Source organism: Duganella sp. CY15W (genome assembly GCF_009857555.1).
Lineage (GTDB): Bacteria > Pseudomonadota > Gammaproteobacteria > Burkholderiales > Burkholderiaceae_D > Rugamonas > Rugamonas sacchari.
Window position 1 is genome coordinate 197,934 of the sequence record NZ_WWCQ01000006.1, and the last position, 17,147, is coordinate 215,080.

At 63.3% G+C, this 17,147-nt stretch carries 23 protein-coding genes; 9 read left to right on the forward strand and 14 right to left on the reverse strand.

What is annotated here, in order from left to right:
• Positions 1-15: 15 nt before the first annotated feature.
• The 3 genes from GTP58_RS25630 to GTP58_RS25640 are packed head-to-tail and all read left to right on the forward strand — an operon-like array spanning position 16 to position 1,083.
• Positions 16-318, forward strand: coding sequence for a YqjD family protein (locus tag GTP58_RS25630; RefSeq protein WP_072786777.1), 303 nt, complete (start codon positions 16-18; stop codon positions 316-318).
• Between the two features lie 6 nt (positions 319-324).
• Complete coding sequence (locus GTP58_RS25635; RefSeq protein ID WP_373924779.1) at positions 325-708, forward strand: phage holin family protein; 384 nt, start codon at positions 325-327, stop codon at positions 706-708.
• A gap of 9 nt (positions 709-717) precedes the next feature.
• Positions 718-1,083 (forward strand): hypothetical protein, encoded by a 366-nt coding sequence (locus tag GTP58_RS25640; protein ID WP_161079875.1) that lies wholly within the window; start codon positions 718-720, stop codon positions 1,081-1,083.
• A gap of 30 nt (positions 1,084-1,113) precedes the next feature.
• Here the strand turns inward: GTP58_RS25640 and GTP58_RS25645 are convergent, their stop codons facing one another.
• The 3 genes from GTP58_RS25645 to GTP58_RS25655 are packed head-to-tail and all read right to left on the reverse strand — an operon-like array spanning position 1,114 to position 2,100.
• Positions 1,114-1,440, reverse strand: a complete 327-nt coding sequence (locus tag GTP58_RS25645) for a hypothetical protein (protein WP_161079876.1) — start codon at positions 1,438-1,440, stop codon at positions 1,114-1,116.
• Positions 1,441-1,455: 15 nt separating this feature from the next.
• A complete protein-coding gene (locus GTP58_RS25650; protein WP_072786345.1) occupies positions 1,456-1,608 on the reverse strand; it encodes a DUF3309 domain-containing protein in 153 nt (50 codons plus the stop codon).
• A gap of 45 nt (positions 1,609-1,653) precedes the next feature.
• Complete coding sequence (locus GTP58_RS25655; protein WP_161079877.1) at positions 1,654-2,100, reverse strand: glycine zipper 2TM domain-containing protein; 447 nt, start codon at positions 2,098-2,100, stop codon at positions 1,654-1,656.
• A 217-nt stretch (positions 2,101-2,317) separates the two neighbouring features.
• On the opposite strand from GTP58_RS25655, the gene GTP58_RS25660 reads away from it, so the two are divergent.
• Positions 2,318-2,632, forward strand: coding sequence for a BON domain-containing protein (locus tag GTP58_RS25660; RefSeq protein ID WP_072786348.1), 315 nt, complete (start codon positions 2,318-2,320; stop codon positions 2,630-2,632).
• 48 nt (positions 2,633-2,680) lie between these two features.
• Positions 2,681-3,844, forward strand: coding sequence for an AI-2E family transporter (locus GTP58_RS25665; protein ID WP_161079878.1), 1,164 nt, complete (start codon positions 2,681-2,683; stop codon positions 3,842-3,844).
• Here the strand turns inward: GTP58_RS25665 and GTP58_RS25670 are convergent.
• Positions 3,830-4,693 carry a YihY/virulence factor BrkB family protein gene (locus GTP58_RS25670; protein WP_072786352.1) on the reverse strand — a complete coding sequence of 288 codons (864 nt, stop codon included), beginning with the start codon at positions 4,691-4,693 and terminating at the stop codon, positions 3,830-3,832. The two genes, GTP58_RS25665 and GTP58_RS25670, sit on opposite strands and share 15 nt — an antisense overlap.
• 48 nt (positions 4,694-4,741) lie before the next feature.
• Positions 4,742-5,782: an OmpA family protein gene (locus tag GTP58_RS25675; RefSeq protein ID WP_161079879.1), complete on the reverse strand. Its 1,041-nt coding sequence runs from the start codon at positions 5,780-5,782 to the stop codon at positions 4,742-4,744.
• Positions 5,783-6,065: 283 nt separating this feature from the next.
• Between GTP58_RS25675 and GTP58_RS25680 the strand changes: the two genes are divergently transcribed.
• Positions 6,066-6,695 (forward strand): winged helix-turn-helix domain-containing protein, encoded by a 630-nt coding sequence (locus GTP58_RS25680; protein WP_373924780.1) that lies wholly within the window; start codon positions 6,066-6,068, stop codon positions 6,693-6,695.
• A 127-nt stretch (positions 6,696-6,822) separates the two neighbouring features.
• Entirely contained in the window at positions 6,823-7,692 is an 870-nt protein-coding gene (locus GTP58_RS25685; protein WP_161079880.1) for a zinc-dependent peptidase, read from the forward strand.
• On the opposite strand, the gene GTP58_RS25690 is transcribed toward GTP58_RS25685, so the two are convergent.
• Genes GTP58_RS25690 through GTP58_RS25705 form a run of 4 tightly spaced genes read right to left on the reverse strand, consistent with a single transcriptional unit; the run spans position 7,693 to position 11,899 of the window.
• Complete coding sequence (locus GTP58_RS25690; RefSeq protein WP_072786359.1) at positions 7,693-8,193, reverse strand: response regulator; 501 nt, start codon at positions 8,191-8,193, stop codon at positions 7,693-7,695.
• Complete coding sequence (locus GTP58_RS25695) at positions 8,190-9,566, reverse strand: ATP-binding protein (RefSeq protein ID WP_161079881.1); 1,377 nt, start codon at positions 9,564-9,566, stop codon at positions 8,190-8,192. The genes GTP58_RS25690 and GTP58_RS25695 overlap by 4 nt, the downstream gene beginning before the upstream one ends.
• A gap of 18 nt (positions 9,567-9,584) precedes the next feature.
• Positions 9,585-10,400, reverse strand: a complete 816-nt coding sequence (locus tag GTP58_RS25700) for an HDOD domain-containing protein (protein WP_161079882.1) — start codon at positions 10,398-10,400, stop codon at positions 9,585-9,587.
• A complete protein-coding gene (locus tag GTP58_RS25705; RefSeq protein WP_161079883.1) occupies positions 10,397-11,899 on the reverse strand; it encodes an EAL domain-containing protein in 1,503 nt (500 codons plus the stop codon). Before GTP58_RS25705 ends, GTP58_RS25700 begins: the two co-directional genes overlap by 4 nt.
• A gap of 137 nt (positions 11,900-12,036) precedes the next feature.
• Here GTP58_RS25705 and GTP58_RS25710 point away from each other — a divergent pair, with 137 nt between their 5' ends.
• Both GTP58_RS25710 and GTP58_RS25715 read left to right on the forward strand, forming a co-directional pair.
• Positions 12,037-12,588 carry a glycine zipper domain-containing protein gene (locus tag GTP58_RS25710; RefSeq protein ID WP_161079884.1) on the forward strand — a complete coding sequence of 184 codons (552 nt, stop codon included), beginning with the start codon at positions 12,037-12,039 and terminating at the stop codon, positions 12,586-12,588.
• A gap of 151 nt (positions 12,589-12,739) precedes the next feature.
• Positions 12,740-13,102, forward strand: coding sequence for a hypothetical protein (locus tag GTP58_RS25715; protein ID WP_072786367.1), 363 nt, complete (start codon positions 12,740-12,742; stop codon positions 13,100-13,102).
• Between the two features lie 3 nt (positions 13,103-13,105).
• On the opposite strand, the gene GTP58_RS25720 is transcribed toward GTP58_RS25715, so the two are convergent.
• The 5 genes from GTP58_RS25720 to GTP58_RS25740 form a co-directional block, all read right to left on the reverse strand.
• Complete coding sequence (locus GTP58_RS25720; protein WP_161079885.1) at positions 13,106-13,480, reverse strand: TraR/DksA C4-type zinc finger protein; 375 nt, start codon at positions 13,478-13,480, stop codon at positions 13,106-13,108.
• Positions 13,481-13,526: 46 nt separating this feature from the next.
• Positions 13,527-13,919, reverse strand: coding sequence for a hypothetical protein (locus GTP58_RS25725; RefSeq protein ID WP_161079886.1), 393 nt, complete (start codon positions 13,917-13,919; stop codon positions 13,527-13,529).
• A gap of 12 nt (positions 13,920-13,931) precedes the next feature.
• Positions 13,932-14,702 (reverse strand): hypothetical protein, encoded by a 771-nt coding sequence (locus GTP58_RS25730; RefSeq protein WP_161079887.1) that lies wholly within the window; start codon positions 14,700-14,702, stop codon positions 13,932-13,934.
• Between the two features lie 67 nt (positions 14,703-14,769).
• Positions 14,770-15,549 (reverse strand): hydroxypyruvate isomerase, encoded by a 780-nt coding sequence (gene hyi / locus GTP58_RS25735; protein WP_161079888.1) that lies wholly within the window; start codon positions 15,547-15,549, stop codon positions 14,770-14,772.
• A gap of 134 nt (positions 15,550-15,683) precedes the next feature.
• The gene (locus tag GTP58_RS25740) at positions 15,684-17,099 is read right to left on the reverse strand and encodes a DEAD/DEAH box helicase (RefSeq protein WP_161079889.1); all 1,416 of its coding nucleotides are present in this window, start codon (positions 17,097-17,099) and stop codon (positions 15,684-15,686) included.
• Between the last annotated feature and the right edge of the window lie 48 nt (positions 17,100-17,147).

A 17,147-nucleotide genomic window follows, 5' to 3' on the forward strand; every position in this document is an offset into this window, starting at 1 on the left:
AACAGGAGCTTCATCATGCTGGAACAAAACATCAGTACCGTGAATAACGACGTGAAAACTCTGGTTAAAGATGCCCAGGCATTGTTCACCGCCGCTACCGCGCTGACTGGCGAAAAGGCCGAAGAACTGCGCGGCCGCGGCATGCGCGCACTGGACACCGCACTGGCCAAGGCGCATGAGGCGCAGGTCAGCGCAGTGGCTGCCACCAAGGAAGCCGCCAAGCAGGCCGACGAATACGTCAAGGAAAATCCATGGCGTTCGATTGCCGTGGCAGCTGGCGTCGGCCTGCTGATCGGCGTCATCATCGGCCGTAAGTAAGCCATCGTGTCGCAAGACGAAGGAAATCGTCCGCCGGGTTTGATCGCGTCGCTGGGTCTGGTGACCCGCAACGCGATCGGCCTGCTGCTCAACCGGCTGGAGCTGGCCGCGCTGGAGTTGGCGGAGGTGCGCAATCACCTCCTCAAGCTGGTGCTGGTCTTTGCGCTGGCGGTGGTGGCGGGCTGCTTTGCGCTGGCCTATGCCACCGTCACCATTGCCTATCTGGCCTGGCAGTCGCTGGGCTGGACCATCTTGCCGATCATCACCGGCGTGTTCCTGCTGATCGCCATTGGCCTGATCGTGTACGCGCGCACCATGATCGCGAGCGGCAAGCTGTCGTTGCCGGCCACCATGGCAGAACTCAAATCCGACCGCGATATGCTGGTCTAAGGAGAGGCGATGAGCCATCAAGAAGAGGCCGCCGTGGCGGCGGAAAAACAAAGACTGATACGCGAAGGCGAGCTGTATCGCATCAAGGTGGTGCACGCCAAGGCGCTGGTGACCCAGGCGCTGCAGCCGGACGCGTTGATGCATGGCGCCGTCGAGCATGCGGTCGGCATGGCCCAGGCGCGCCTGGGCGGGCTGCTGCAACCGGGTGGTTTGAGCGGCTTGAATTTCCGCTCGCTCAAGTCGTTGATGCCGTATGCGCTGACGGTCGGTTCGTTCATTGCGCGCAAGCGTTTGATCAAGCCGGCGCTGGCGTTAGCGGTGGTGGCCGGGGCCGGGGTGGCCTGGCTGCTGCGGCACAAGCGTACGCAGGAATGAAACAAGGGCCGCAGATGCGGCCCTTGTTTTTTATTGCTTGTTTTCTGCCAGGATCTGCGGCACCTTGGCCATGTCATCCTTGTAGGTTTGCTGGGCGTCCTTGAGGCAGCTGCTGCGTTCGCTGGCAGCGCCTTTCTGGCACGCCTGCCTGGCTTCGGCCAGGGCGGCGCCGATTTCCTTGCGCAGCGTGTGTTCCTGTGCGGCCTTGGTGGTGTCGGCCTGCTTCCAGCGCATGGGTTCGCCTTTGGCGATTTCCTGGTGCTGCAACTGGACGTTTTGCGGTGGCGTGGTGTCCTGTGCGTGCGCGGCCCAGACCGCGCACGCCATCATCACGCCGGTGATGATGTGTCGAGCCATGATGTTCTCCTGAGTTTATAGCCTGCCGGTCAGCAGCATAATCAGCAGTATAACGACGATCAGGCCGGTGATGCCGCTGGGCGCATAGCCCCAGTCGCGGCTGTGCGGCCAGGTCGGCAGTGCGCCGATCAAGGCCAGGACCAGAATAATCAGAATGATGGTACCCATAAAATTCTCCTTGTTTTAAGCAGTGGACTGGTCCCGGCAATGGGGTCAGTAGCGGTACAGGCGGCCGTCGATCAGACGCACGCGGTTACCCACGCGCAGATCGTAGACGCTGTCCTGGTTGATGATGCGGGTGTCGCCATTGTCCATGCGGACGTTGATCTGGTATTCCTGCTTGCCGGCATTGCGGTTGTTCTCGACATTGTTGCCGACCACGGCGCCACCGACGGCGCCGGCCACGGTCGCGGCGGTACGGCCGCCGCCGGAGCCGACCTGGTTACCCAGCAGACCGCCGATCAGGCCGCCGGTGACGGCGCCCACGCCGGAGCCGCCCGAACGGGCCTGGACCACGGTGATGGCGTCAATCGTGCCGTAGGTGGAAGAGTCGTTGCTGATGTAGCCGATCTGTTGCGGCTGCTGGTTGTTGCTGGCGCAGCCGCTCAGTACGGCAGCGCCGGCCAAGATGGCGGCGGCAAACGTGGTTGAGCGTTTCATATTGTCCTCCTGGAAAAGTGTGAGTCCAGCATAGACAGCACAACAGGGCGGGTCTGTGCGCTTACGCACCCTGTTGAGTCGTGCGGGTTTTTTGTACGGTAGCGTACAGAGGTCCGGCAGGAAGGCGCGTAAAACGTCTACATCGGTAGCAGAGACGTGGCAACGTCCCGCTGGCTGACAAACTCAAATGTTCTTAATTACTCCAAGGAGAATCGCCATGAAAATCGCACATAAAATCGCTACTGCCCTGTTCACTGTATCGCTGCTGGGTGCCATGACCGGCTGCGCATCGACCTCCACCAAAGAAGGCACCGGCGAGTATGTCGACGATTCCGTCATCACCACCAAAGTCAAAGCCAGCATCTTCAACGAGCCTAGCCTGAAATCGACTGAAATCAATGTCGAAACCTTCAAAGGCACTGTGCAGCTGAGCGGCTTCGTGGCCCAGCCAGGCGACATCGCCAAGGCTGCTGAAATCGCCCGTGGCGTCAAAGGCGTGACTGCAGTGAAGAACGACATCCACGTCAAGTAATTCCACCCCGGCCAGCGCGCCCCTCGCGCTGGCCTCTCTCTATTCATCATGAACCAGCCTGCCGACCTCCCATCCACAACTACCTCGGCGGTTGGCGCCGAAGGTGTTTCCCCCCGTCTTCCCTTGCACGTCAACGCGCGCGGCCTTGCACTGGGCGTGATTGCCACGGTGGTGTTTATCTATGCACTGCAGTGGTCGCGTGATTTTCTGGTGCCGGTGCTGCTGGGCATCCTGATTACCTTTATGTTCAGTCCGCTGGTGTGCTGGCTCGAACGCATCCGGATTCCGCGCCTGATCGGTACCACGCTGATTATTGCGGTCATCGTGGGCAGCTCGGTGCTGGTGGTGGACAAGGTGCAGGGCGAGTTCCAGTCCATCATGGATGAGCTGCCGACTGCCGGGCATAAGTTGTCACGCCTGTTGTCTGACCGCCTGCATAGCGGCGGCCCCAGCGCACTGCAGCGCATCCAGGATGTGGCCACCGAACTGCAGCAGGCTACTGCGGGCGCACAGGAACGCCGCGCCGCGCGCCGCGCCACCGCCACTGCCGCTGCACCGGACAGCATTCCGGTGATGAACTGGATCTGGGCCGGCTCGATGGGCGTGATGGGCTTCCTGAGCCAGGCCACCATGGTGATTTTCCTGGTGTTTTTTCTGCTGCTGTCCGGCGACACTTTCAAGCGCAAGCTCGTCAAGCTGACCGGACCGTCGCTGACCAAGAAAAAGATCACCGTGCACATCCTGGAAGACATCAACAGCTCGATCCAGAAATACATGCTGATGCTGCTGGTGACCAACTCTGCGCTGGCCTTGCTGATGTGGATTGCCTTGCGCTGGATCGGCCTGGAAAATGCGGGCGCCTGGGCCATCGTGGCCGGCTTGCTGCACCTGATGCCTTATTTCGGCCCGCTGCTCATCATGCTGGCCACCGGCGTGGTCGCCTTCCTGCAGTTCGAGTCGCTGCAAATGAGTTTGCTGGTGATGGGCGCTTCGCTGGCGATCGCCACGCTGATCGGCACCGTGGTCGCCACCTGGATGACGGGCCGCTTTGCACGCATGAACGCGGCAGCGGTGTTTGTCAGCCTGCTGTTCTGGGGCTGGCTGTGGGGTGTGTGGGGCTTGCTGCTCGGCGTGCCCATCATTGTGATCGTCAAGGTGGTCGCCGAGCGCATCGAAGGCATGGAAGTGGTGGCGGAACTACTGGGGGAGTGAGCGGTTGCGCAAGCTCCCCAGTTGCAGCGCATACTGCCGCGCAAACTCGGCGCCGAGGAAGAAGATCTGCGCCGAGTAATACACCCACAGCAGCAAGGCAATCAGTGAACCGGCCGCGCCATAACTGCTGGCCACGCCGCTATTGCCGATGTACGCACCAATCGCATATTTCCCCAGCGTGAACAAGGCCGCCGTGCCGATGGCGCCGATGGTCACGTCGTGCCACGATAGCTTCACGCGCGGCAGCATCTTGAAGATCACGCCAAACAGCGCGGCGATCACCAGGAAGCTGATGGCCATATTCACCCCGGTCAGCGCCACTCCGGCTTCCGCCCAGTAATTGCCCCAGAATTTTTCCAGCAGGGTCAGCGCTGCGCTGACCACCAGCGACACCATGAGCAGGAACGCCAGCACCAGCACCATGCCAAACGACAGCAGGCGCGTGCGGATGGTGTCCCACAGCGTGCCTTTGGTGAGCGGCGGGACTTGCCAGATGGCGTCCAGGCTAGCCTTGAGTTCGGCAAACACGGTGGTGGCGCCAAACAGCAGCAGGGCGCTGGCGATCAGCGTGGCCATGCGGCCTTCCTCCTTGTTCTTTGCTCCCGCCAGCACGGCCTGGATGGCTTCCGCGCCCTGGCTGCCGACCAGCCCGCGTAGTTGCGCGAACAGCTCGCCCTGCGCCGCCTGCGGCCCGTAGAACCAGCCGGCGATCGCCAGCACCAGTACCAGGATCGGCGCCAGCGAGAACAGCGTATAAAACGCCAGCGCCGCGCCCATGCTGCCGCCGCGGTGTTCAAACCATTCCGAGATGGTGCACTTCAGCACCGAGAGGATATTTTTTGTCTGCATAAATGAAAAAAGCCCCGCAACCAAAGTTGCGGGGCTGAGGTGACGAGATTACGGGACGCGGCGTTCGATGGTGATTTGTTCCACTTCAACGCGGCGGTTAGGTTCCAGGCAGGCGATCAGGTCAGCACGTTTCTTGTTGTTGCACTGGACCACAGGATTGGCCTTGCCTTTGCCTTCTGCCACCAGACGGTTGGCAGCGATGCCTTTGCTGACCAGATAGTCCTTGACCGAATTGGCGCGGCGCTCGGACAGTTTCTGGTTGTACTTGTCGCTGCCCAGACGGTCGGTGTAGCCGGTGATGACGACGTTGTCGACGCTTGGATTGGCGTTGAGGGCGGCGGCAATTTCATCCAGTTTCGGGGTGTCGGCGGTCAGCTTGGCGCTGTCAAATTCAAACATCTTGGTGGCCGACATGGTCACTTTTTCAAAACGTGCCGGCGCTGGTGGTGGCGGTGGCAGCGGTGCTGGTGGCGGTGGTGGCGGTTCCGCCACGACTGGCGCTGGCGGTGGTGCCGGTGGTGCCGGGCGCGGTGGCGCGTCAAACGCGATGTTCAAACCTACCGTCAGGTAATAGTTGTTGCTCTTGCTGTTGGGGAAGTTGTCGCCACGAATGAAACCGTGGACGTCACGCAAGTCGGCCTGGAAGGTCACGCGGTCGCTCATGTCGGCCTGGAAGCCCAGGCCGGCGCTCAGGTAAGGCGAGGTTTTTTTGCGTTCGCCAAACGCGTTCAGGTTGGCCTTGTCGCGTTCCGCACCCACGCCGACCAGGATGAATGGACGGAACGATTTGCGCGAGAACAGGTACAGGCCGTCAACGCCCAGCGTGTCTTGCTGGTAGCGCTGGCCATTTTCACGGGAGCGGGCATAGGTGTAGCCCATCTGCACATCCCAGTTTTCATTGACGGCTTTACCGAATTTCAGGCCGGCGCCGTAGCCGCGCTTGTCCACGCCAAAGTCCGAATCAGGCTTGATGCCGTTCACGCTAGGCTGGATGTACCAGGAAGGATTGATGACCGCGTCCTGGGCCATGACGGAGAACGACGCACACAGGGCGGCTGCGGCGAGGGCGATTTTTTTTGATTTGTTCACAGGGTAGCTCCCGATCTTGTTTAAGAAGTTTCATTGCCAGCAATGTTGTTGCATCGCTGTTGGACCGAAGATTAGGCAGTTTGTTGCAGTGCTTCCGTACGCTACCGCACCTAAATTTGTGCTGTATCAAATCCGACACATCTGCTGAAACTTAAGCTGCGCACGATTGTCCTAACTTAAATGAACTAACGACCAATAATGTTCGTTGCCGCACAGACTACAACTGCACAAACGGGCATTCTTGCAACAAACGCCACACCCAAATGTTCAAAGGAGCGCTCTCATGCACGCAGTCAGCAAACAACAAACCATGGTCCAGAACGAGATGAAAGCCTCGCCGGAAATGCAATCCACCACGGCGCGCCTGACTGCCTTGATGGACCGCTCGACGCCGGCGCCCCTGGACCGCAAGCCAGCCCTGTCGATGGCGTCGATCGAGCGCGTGCGTTCGACTTCGGCCACGCTGCGCCGCATTGAAAACATGCAAAAGCTGATCGGCGAACTGTCCAACCACGAAATGCTGGCCGACGAAATCGCCTGGTTCCTGAAATTCTCGCCGTCCGGCGCCCGCAAATACATCCGCGACCTGCGCGAAGCCGGCGTGATCGAGCTGGCCCGCTATGTCGAAGGCACCGCCACCTACCTGGGCAAAGCCGTGTACCAGCTTACCCCGGACCCGGAGCGCATCGCCGCCTTCCTGGCTGCCATCGCCCAGCCGAAGCGCGAAGGCGCGCCACCACGCAAGGAGCGTCCAGGCCTGCGCGAGCAAGCCATGGCTGGCAATGGCCGCCACTTCCACATTCTGGCCGACGACACCCACTACGCGATCCGCGTCAACCGTGGTCCTGTGATGCGCGATCCACTGGTGGCCGCGCTGTTTGGCAGCGCACCGTCCCAGCAAAAAGCCGAATAAGTTCCCGCCGCAGGGGTATCATCGAACAGCCGGCGCAGTGCAGACTGCGCCGGCTGTTTTGCATGTATTGAAATGTAAACAAGCAACCCCAACTAGCCGTCAAGACAACCTACGGACCCTGCGGCATATGGAAGCTTTGATCTGGATCGGCCTGACGGCGCTGGCGATCGCGCTGCCCTTTATCTATCCACGCTGGCGCTTGCAGCGCGTGCTGGCCCAGCCCTTGCCGCCCGAGGCGGAAGCGGTTTTGCAGCGCAATATCCCCGTGTATCGCCGCATGAGCCCGGACTTGCAGCAGCAGTTGCGGCGCATGGTGGTGCAGTTCCTGCACCAAAAGAAGTTCATCGGTTGCGAAGGGCTGGACGTCACCGATGAAATGGCGGTCACGATTGCTGGCCAGGCTTGCCTGCTGCTGCTGAACCGCCCCAGCAAGGTGTATCCGGCCTTGCACACCATCCTCGTGTATCCGAGCGAATTCGTGGCGCAGCGCGCCGAAGTGGGGCCGGGCGGCGTGATTACGCCGGGCCACCAGAGCATGCTGGGCGAATCGTGGGACGATGGCCGCGTGGTGCTGTCCTGGGATAATGTGCGGCGCGGCGCCGCCGACTGGACCGACGGCCACAACGTGGTGTTGCACGAGTTTGCGCACCAGCTCGATAGTGAATCCGGCCGCGCCAACGGGGCGCCGTATCTGGGCAACCCGGCCAGCTACCGCGAATGGTCGGAAGTGCTGTCGCGCGATTATCAGAATCTGCGCTTGCATGCGATGTACCGCCAGCATACGGTGATGGACCATTATGGCGCCACCAATCCGGCGGAGTTCTTCGCAGTGGCGACCGAAACCTTCTATGAAAAGCCTTACCAGATGGCCGAACATCACCCCGAGCTGTTCAAGGAATTCCTGAAATACTACCGGGTCGATCCGCGCGAGTGGATGTCGCCGCCGCCGCCCCCGCCGCCGGTGGAGCCGTCTTCCTACGCCGTGGCCGGCTGGTAGCTACAGGATGATGGAGCCGTCGTCGCTGCGCTTCACGCGCAGCAGGCCCGGCTCTTCGTCTTCCAGCCGCTGCGCTTCGGTTTCCTGCGGCGTGGGCGCCTTGCCCGCTTCGGCCAGCAGGCGCTGACGTTCTTCCAGTCCTTGCAGGATATTCTGCTCCAGCTCGGCCTGCTGCCACGGCTTGGGAATGAAGCGGAACACATGGGCGTCGTTGATGGCCGCCATCGCCGTCCTGAAATCGGTGGAGGCGCTGAGCATGATACGGACCGTGGTGGGCGCCACGTCCTTGAGCGCCTGCAGGAATTCGCCGCCGCTCATTTCCGGCATCATGAAGTCGGACACCACCAGATCGAACTCGCACACGCAGATGCGGTTCAGCGCCTCGAACGGATTCGTGAAGGTTTCAATCTGCGCGCCGGCCAGCGCCTTGCTTTGCCGTAGCGCGCGTTGCAGCGCGCTCAGCATATTCGGTTCATCGTCCACCAGCAGTATGCGGCTCATGATTGTTCCTCCGTATGGCGGACCGGCAGCAGCACGCGAAAGCAGCTGCCGCGTCCCAGTTCGGTATCGACTTCGATGCGGCCGCCGTGTTTTTGCACGATGCCGTAGGCCAGCGACAGCCCCAGCCCCGTGCCCTTGCCGACCGCCTTGGTGGTGAAGAAGGGATCGAAGATGCGTGACAGCGCGTCGGGCGCGATGCCGTGGCCGGTGTCTTCCACTTCCAGCCTGACGGTCTGGCCGTCGGCCATGCCGGTGCGCAGCGTGATGGTGCCGCGCTCCGGTCCCATGGCCTGGGCCGCGTTGATGACCAGGTTCAGCACCACCTGGTTGATTTGCAGCGGCAGGCATTCGATCTCGGGAATATCGCCGTAGGCCTTGACCACGTCGGCGCGGTATTTGACCTCGTTGGCGACGATGTTGAGCGTGGAGTCGATGCCCAGGTGCAGATTGGCGCGGCTCCATTCCTGGCTGGCGTCGGCGCGTGAAAAATCCTTGAGGTCTTCCACGATGTGGCGCACCCGCACGATGCCTTCGCGCGACTCGCGCATCAGCGCCGGGATGTCCTGGCGCAGGAAGTCGAGGTCGATGCGCTCGCGCATGGCGCGCAGGCGAGCCGTCACGGCGGGCTGGGCGATGCTGGTTTCCGCTTCCTGGTAGGCGCCCAGCATCTCGAACAGCTGCTCCAGATAGTTTTGCAAGGTGCCGACATTGGAGAAGATGTAGCCGATCGGGTTGTTGATTTCATGCGCCACGCCCGCCGCCAGCTGGCCGATGGAGGCCATCTTTTCCGCCTGCACCAGCTGCTGCTGCGCGGTGGACAGCAGATCGTTGAGTTCGGTGAGCTGGCGGATATCGTCTTCCAGCTTGTCGTTGGCGTGCGCCAGCTGGGCGGTGCGTTTCTCGACGATGTGCTCGAGGCCGTCCTTGGCCTTGCGCAGCGCATTTTCGGCCACGCGGCGTTCGGTGACGTCGCGCAGGGTTTCGATGGCGCCTACCACATTGCCCTCCGCATCGCGCAGCGGCGCGGCGGTGAAGTGCAGCCAGTGGCCGCTGGCGCCGATGTTGGGGAAGAAGTCTTCCGACTCGTAGGCGCCGGGAATCAAGGTGGAGCGCTTGCTGTGGCCGGGGTAATGGTGGTCGATATTGTCATCGCCATCGATAATCAGGTCCGACAGCAGCGGCCGTTCCTTGGCGTAGAAGGGCTGCCACTGGTTGCGCGTGCCGACCATGCAGGCGCGCGTCCAGCCCAGCAGCTGTTCGCAAGCCTTGTTCCAGTGCGTGATGACATGGTGGCGGTTGATGGCAAACGTGGCGACCGGGTGGCCGTCGAAGAATTCGGAGAGGGCGACTTCTGCCTGTGAAGGAAGTTTCATCGTCGTGCGTCCTTAACTTTAACTGACCAGGATCTGACACAGGTCGCTGACCAGCAGCGGACACTGTTGCGTAAGCTGCTGGCGCTGGGCGTCATCGAACGCCAGCGTGCTCCAGGCCTGTTCGCGCTGCGCCGGGCTGGCGTCGGACGGCTCGGCCAGGCGATGGGCCAGCCCGACCGCCTGCGCCAGCCCGGTGGCGTCGGCGCGGTGCTGATGGCTGATGGCGTCCTGTATCGCCTGCGGGAATCGCCAGTGGGCGGCCAGCGCGCTGCCGGTGTGCGCGTGATCGACGCCAAACACTGCCAGTTCGGCATCCGCCACACTGGCATCGGCATGTGCCTGGCGCCATGCTGGCACTGCCGCGTACTCCTGCGGGAAGCGCGTGGCCAGCACCAGCGTGCCCAGGTTGTGCAGCAGCCCCGCAGTGAAGGCCGTGTCCGGGCTCTGGCGCAGATGGCGGGCCAGCGCGCGCGCCCATACGGCCGTGGCAATCGCCTGGCGCCAGAACAGGTCGAAATCGAGTGCGCTGCCGGCGGCCGGCGGCACGGCGCTGATGACGCCGCAAGCCATGACCAATGTCCGCACGCTGTGCAGCCCCAGCACCGACATCGCCTGCTGGATGCTGTTGACCTTGGACGGCATGCCGTAAAACGAGGAATTGGCCAGCCTGAGCGTCTTGGCGGTGAGCGCCTGGTCGAGCGCGATGCGGCCCGACAGGTAGTGCAGATCGACGTCCTCCTGCGCCATGCTGCTCAGCAACTCGGCCACAACGGCCGGCAGCGACGGCAGGTCGTGGATGCGGCGTATCACCTCGTCCAGGGCGATGTGGCTCATGGTGCGTTCTCGCAGTGGCTCAGCGTGATGAGGCTGCCGCGCGAGGCGGAGTGCTGTCCCATCGGGTAGGCCTGCACGGCGTAATGCAGGCCGTCGATATGGGCCAGATGGCCGGGAGGCGGGAGGGCGCCGCCTGGGAACAGCGCCGGCAGCACCGCGCTGGCCGCATTGCCGAGCAGGGCGCCGCTGCGCTGAAACAGGCGGCCGGCGGCGCCGTTGACGAACGCGATCATGCCGCCGTCGTCCATGCCGATCACGGGCAGCGGCAACTGCTGCAGGATATCGTGCGCGATGTTGAGGCTGATCTCATCGCGGTCGATCTGGCGCTGCATCTGGTGCAGCAACTGTTCCATGCGGCGGTTGGCGCTGGCCAGTTCGTGGTTGGCGTTGCGCACCTCCATGGTCAGGCGCAGATTGTCGTCGGCGATTTCCTTGAGGCGGAAGGCGTCGCGCAGGTGCGCGCGCAGGTGGTCATCGTTCCATGGCTTGGTGAGAAATTTGTAGATCGCGCCCTCGTTGACGGCATCGGTGACCGATTGCAGCTCGGTGTAGCCGGACAGCATGATGCGGATGGTATCGGGCCGCAGGATGCGCGCCTGGCGCAGGAAGTCGGCGCCGCTCAGGCCCGGCATGCGCTGGTCGGAAATGATGACATCGACCGGCTGCCGGGCCAGCAGCTCCAGGCCCTGTTCGCCGCAGCCGGCGCTCAGGATCTCGTAGCCGTCCGGGCGCAGCAGGCGCCGCAGCGCAGACAGGATGTTGGCCTCGTCATCGACCAGCAGCAGGCAGCGCCGCCTGGCCTGCACGCGCAGCAGATGCGGCGGCAGGCGGCGGTCTTCGCGCAACAGCGCGCCCACCTCGGCCGGCGTCAGCGGCGGCGCGTAAAACGGCCCCTGTATCAGGTCGCACAGATTGTTGCGCAGGAAGGCGCACTGGGCTTCGGTGTGCACGCCGTCGGCGGCCACGCGGATGCCGAGATAGTGGGCCATGGCGATCAGCGCCTGGCACATGGCGGCCGCGCCTTCATCGTCCGCCACGTGCGTCACGCAGGCGGCGTCGAGCTTGATGTAATCGAAGGGATAGCGTTTCAGATTGCGCAGGCAGGCCGGGCCTGAGCCGAACTGGTCCAGCGTGAGGCAGGCGCCCAGCTGTTTGAAGAACGCCAGTGCGCTGTCGCTGGCGGTGGGATTCTTGGTCAGCGTGGCTTCGCTGAGTTCCAGCGTCAGCGCCGCCGGCTGGATCGCGTACTGGTCCAGCAGCGCCGCCACGGCGGGACCGAAGTGAGGGTCATGCAGCTGCGCCGGCGCGACGTTGATGGCCACCTGGAGATCGCCGCCATCGAGCACGCCGCCTTGCCAGTGCTGCCGGTCCTGGCACGACCGCCGCAGCGCGGGCAGGCTGTCCGCACCGGTGTGCAGTGCCTCCAGGCTGGCGACGGCGCCGTTGCGCAGATCGACCAGCGGCTGGTACAGCGGCGGCGTTGGGTCGTCGAACTCCATCAGGCGTTCCTATCGAAATGGAAGCTGGCTGCTCGAAAATACTATCAATCGATTATACGGCGAAATAGTGCGCAAGCGAACGGACGCCTGTGGCCATGCGGGCGACACTGCCTCCAACGCTGAATCAGGAGAATGTTATGAGCACGATTATTGCGGGCCATTTCCAGTTGCAGGATGAAATTGCCGATGCGCGCCTGGCGCTGCTGGACGCCGGTTTTGCCGCAACGCGCATCAGTTCCTTTTACGTTAATCCGCCGGGTCAGCACGATGTGTACGCGCTGGGCGGCGACCATGACAAATCGCCAGGCGCCAAGGAAAGCGACGAAGGCGTGCTCAAGGGCGGCGCCACTGGCGCGGTTGCAGGCGCAGTCGCCGGTGCGGCCACCATTCCCCTCACGGGGCCGGTGGGACCGGTAGTGGGGGCCCTGGTCGGCGCCCACGTGGGTTCGCTGTACAGCCTGCACAAGATGAAGGAAGCGGGCGAACCGGACAAGGACGGCAGCAACCAGCTGGCGCCGCGCAAGTCCGGCATGATGATCGCCGTGGCGGTGGACGATGCCGCGCATGAGCAGCGCGCGCTGGAAGTGCTGCGCCGCTTAGGCGCACGCGATATCGAGCGCGCCGAGGGCGCAATCAGCGGCGGCGACTGGCGCGACTTCAATCCCAATTCACTGCCCGAACTGGTCTGAGCCTGGCAACAATGTCGGCTTGCTATCGCCGCCAGCAAGCCCGCTGTTGCTGATTGTTGCTTACTGTTGCTTATGCGAGACGATGCCTGCGCACGGGGCGATTTTCGGTATGATAGCCGCTAGATACCCAACCGAAGAGCGGGAGGCGGCAATGACTCAGGCATGGCTAGTGCTCACTCGTGCGGACGGACGCGATGTGACCGCGCCGTCCGAAGCCCAGATGGCGTCGGCACTGGCTGACGTCTACAACGGCAAGACCGCCCATCCCGATGGCGGCCCCGGCAGCGCCGTACTGCGCTTTGGTTACGACGACGGTCTCATGTACGAAATGGAAGTCTCGAGCGGCGGCGCGGTGCGCTTTGCCGAATGGTCCGACCGCGACTGCGAGATTGCGCTGGCATCGCCGCGCACCATGCACGCACTGGCGCAAGCCGATGCGCTGCAACTGTGGCGCCTGATGGCGCAGCGCCAGGTCGCCAAGATCCGCAACCACCCCTGGCTCAGCGACGACTGAGGCTTAGCGGCGCGGCTGCTCCAGCCGCGTCTGGCACGCAATGCACAGGCGCGCTTCCGGCCGTGCGTTGAGCCGCGAGTAGCCGATCACCTCGCCGCAGCGCTCACACAAGCCGTAGTGCTGGTCGCCGAATTTGTTCAGCGCGTGACGCACGATGTCCAGCTGCTGCGAGGTCAGCGTGGCTGCCTCGTGCACTGCCGCGTGCAGCGCGCGCTGGCTGGCGTTGTCGGCGGGCGAGGCTTCCACCACATGCGGCAGCGGCAGGCGCAAGTCGGTGCTGCGATCGATGTCATCCGCCAGCTGACTGAGTAGCGCACTGCGGGCACGTTCGAGCCGCGCCTGCAGGGCTTGCCATTGTTGCTCGTCCAGTCCATTCATGCCGCGCGCTCCTTACGGCATTGGACCGGCGCCGGCGCGATTTGTTCTACAGCGTTGCGAGGTGCTGCTTGAGTTTTTCAACCGGCGCCAGGATATGATCCGGCTTGCCGGTGGCGATGGCGGCGCCCAGTGACAGCAGATCGGCGCTCAGATCGAGCAGATCCTTGAGCTTGTCGATGCGTGCAATGGTGGCCTGGGCGCGCTGCGTGACGTCGCGTAACTGCAGCTGGCCGGCGTCGAGGCCGGCGGCGGCCAGGTGGGCGGCGTCGAGGTAGAGACTGTCGGCCTGGGTGCGCAGCGCAATCTCATTGGCAAACAGCGCTTGCGCCTCCTCGCGCGGCGCACCGGCGCGGATCGCGCGCATCAGCTGCAGGTGCAAGGCATTGGCGCTGGCGGACAGCGAGTCGGCCAGCGCTTCGATATCGTGGGCCTGGGGCATGGCGTCTCCGGATCAGGGTTGCTGGGGAATTTGCGCGACCAGTGCGCGGTGCTGCTGCTCGATCATGTCCAGATTCTTGCGGGCCAGCGTGTAGCGCAGGCCGACGAGACGGTATTCCGTTTGTTTCTCCTGCTGGCGCGAGCGGGCCAGCGCCAGTAGCAGACGGTCGCGCTGTGGATCGAGATAGGGGATTTCGGTTTCCAGCATGCCAAGCACGGTGCGGGCCTCGTTCTCGCTGGTCTTGTCGTACAGGCGCAGTAGTGTCCGCATGGCGTCCAGTATCTCCTGCACTGGCTGCTGGCCCTCGCGCATCACATCGTTGACGGCACGTTCCTGCAGCGGGCGGGTGATGGCGCGGCTCAGTAGACGCGCCAGGCCGGCGTAGGCATTCACGTGGCGGTCCTCCAGTCCCGAATCAGGCCAGGCCTTGATGCCGGTGCCGAGGTTCTTGATGCCATCTTCCAGGTCATACTGGCCGTCACCGGCCAGCTTGCCCATTGTCTGCATATAGATTTGCAGGCCGTCGTGCAGCTTGACGAAATCATCGCAGGCCTGCTGGCGGCGCGCATCCAGCGAGCGCTCGCTAGCGTCGGCGGCGGGCGCGAGGAAAGGCTGCTCGCGCTGGTAGGTGCTGCGGTAACGCTCCGTGAGTTCGTGGTAGGCGTTCAGCTTGGGCGACTCCGCCGCAAAGGCACGGACATCGGCCATGCGCGGCGTGCTGCTGGCGCAGCCGCTGAGGACGGCCAGCAAGCCGAGGATGTACAACAGGCGGGACAGTTTCATGGGCACTCCACAGTGGGTGGGACGATTGTTGCCGGTGGTGAATATCTCCGTGTTGCGCCAACGCAGATCAAGTGGTCAGCGTCTGTCGCCAGGCGAGGCCGGCGCTGGTATCGCCGGCGGGAATGTACTCGCAGCCGAGCCAGCCATCGTAGCCGAGCTGGTCGATGAAGGCGAACAGGTGGCGGTAATTGATTTCGCCGGTGCCGGGTTCGTGGCGGCCCGGCGTATCGGCAATCTGCATGTGCTTGATGAGCTTGAGATTGGCCTGGATGGTATTGGACAGCTCGCCCTCCATGCGCTGCATGTGGTAGATGTCGTACTGCAGGAACAGGTTGGGGCAGGCGGCCTCGGCGATGATATCCAGCGCCTGGCTGCTGCGGTTGAGGAAATAGCCGGGCATATCGTAATGGTTGATCGGCTCGATCAACAGATCGACGCCAGCCGCGTGCGCGTGCTGTGCGGCGTAGCGCAGGTTATCGAGGTAGGTGGCGCGTGCAAGCGCCGGCGTCAGGCCCGGCGGCAGCTTGCCGGCCATGCAGTGCAGCTGCGTGACGCCAAGCGCCTGTGCGTATGCGAGCGCCTGGGCGACGCCGCGGCGAAACTCCTCGACGCGCGCCGGCTGACAGGCCATGCCGCGATCGCCGCCATGCCAATCGCCCGCCGGCAGATTGAACAGCACCAGCTTCAGCTGATGGCGCTGCAAGTGCTCGGCGATCTGTGCAGCGGGATAAGCGTAAGGGAAAAGAAACTCGACCGCATCAAAGCCGGCCGCGCGGGCGAGGGCGAAGCGGTCGAGGAACGGCGCGTCGGCAAACAGCATCGACAGATTGGCGGCGAATTTAGGCATGGCGCAAAGAGCAGTGACTGAAGCGCTATCCTAATCCAAATCCGGGGTCAGGTCCGCCAATTGAACACGGCCTGGTCTGTAGCAAGCCGCTACAGACCAGGCCGTGTAGAAATGACGGACCTGACCCCGGAGTGTTAGCGGCCGCGGCCGCCGGAGCGGTGCTGGGCGGCGCTGCGGGGGCCGTTGCTGTTGCCGCTTGGACGTGGACCGCCGCCGTTGCCGCGTGGTGCGCTGCCGTTGTTGTTGCCGCTGGCGGCGCGTGGCTTGTTGGCGTTGCCGCTATTGGTGTTGGTGCTGGCGTGGCCTGGCTTGCGCGCGGCGGCGCCGTTGCGGTTGCCGCCATTGCGGTGACCCGGACCGCCGCTGCGCAGCTGGATCGGCTGCGGACGTGCGCTTGGATCCGGTTCGAAACCTGGGATCACGTCGCGCGGCAGGGTCTGCTTGATGAGCTTTTCGATGTCTTTCAGCATGTCGTGCTCGTCCACGCACACCAGCGATACGGCTTCGCCGGTCGCGCCGGCACGGCCGGTGCGGCCAATCCGGTGCACATAGTCTTCCGGCACGTTCGGCAGGTCGTAGTTGACCACGTGCGGCAGCTGGTCGATGTCGATGCCGCGCGCGGCGATGTCGGTGGCGACCAGCACTTGCAGGCTGCCATCCTTGAATTCGCTGAGCGCGCGGGTGCGGGCCGACTGGCTCTTGTTGCCGTGGATCGCCATGCCGCCGATGCCGTCTTTTTCCAGCTGTTCGACCAGTTTGTTGGCGCCGTGCTTGGTGCGGGTGAAGACCAGCACCTGGGTCCATTTGTTGGTCTTGATCAGGTGGGCCAGCAGCGGATGCTTCTTGTCGCGGTCGACCGGGTGGATTTTCTGGGCAATGATTTCCACCGTCGAATTACGGCGTGCCACTTCGATCGTGGCCGGCTTGTCCAGCAGGCCGTCGGCCAGCGCCTTGATTTCGTCCGAGAAGGTGGCCGAGAACAGCAGGTTCTGGCGCTTCGGCGGCAGCTTGGCCAGCACTTTGCGGATGTCGCGGATGAAGCCCATGTCGAGCATGCGGTCGGCTTCGTCGAGCACCAGGATTTCAATTTTGGTCAGGTCGACCGTGCCTTGTTCCATGTGGTCGAGCAGGCGGCCCGGCGTGGCGACCAGGATGTCGACGCCGTGCTTGAGTTGCTTGATCTGCGGGTTGATGCCGACGCCGCCAAAGATCACGGCGGAGTTGAGCTGAGTGTATTTGCCGTACACGCGCACGCTTTCCTCGACCTGAGCCGCCAGTTCGCGGGTCGGGGTCAGGATCAGTGCACGGATCGCGCGTGGCGATTTGTTGCTGGTCAGTTTGACGCCGACGGCGTCAGTCGATAAACGATGCAGCAGCGGCAGGGTGAAGCCGGCCGTTTTGCCGGTACCGGTTTGCGCGCCTGCCAGCAGGTCGCCGCCATTCAGGACGGCCGGGATGGCCTGCTGCTGAATTGGCGTGGGCGAGGTGTAGCCGGTCTCGCTAACAGCGCGGATCAGGGCGTCGGACAAACCGAGTGAGGAAAAAGACATATTAACTTTATGTAAAAATCAGGGGGTGTTCTGTGATTGCGATGAGGG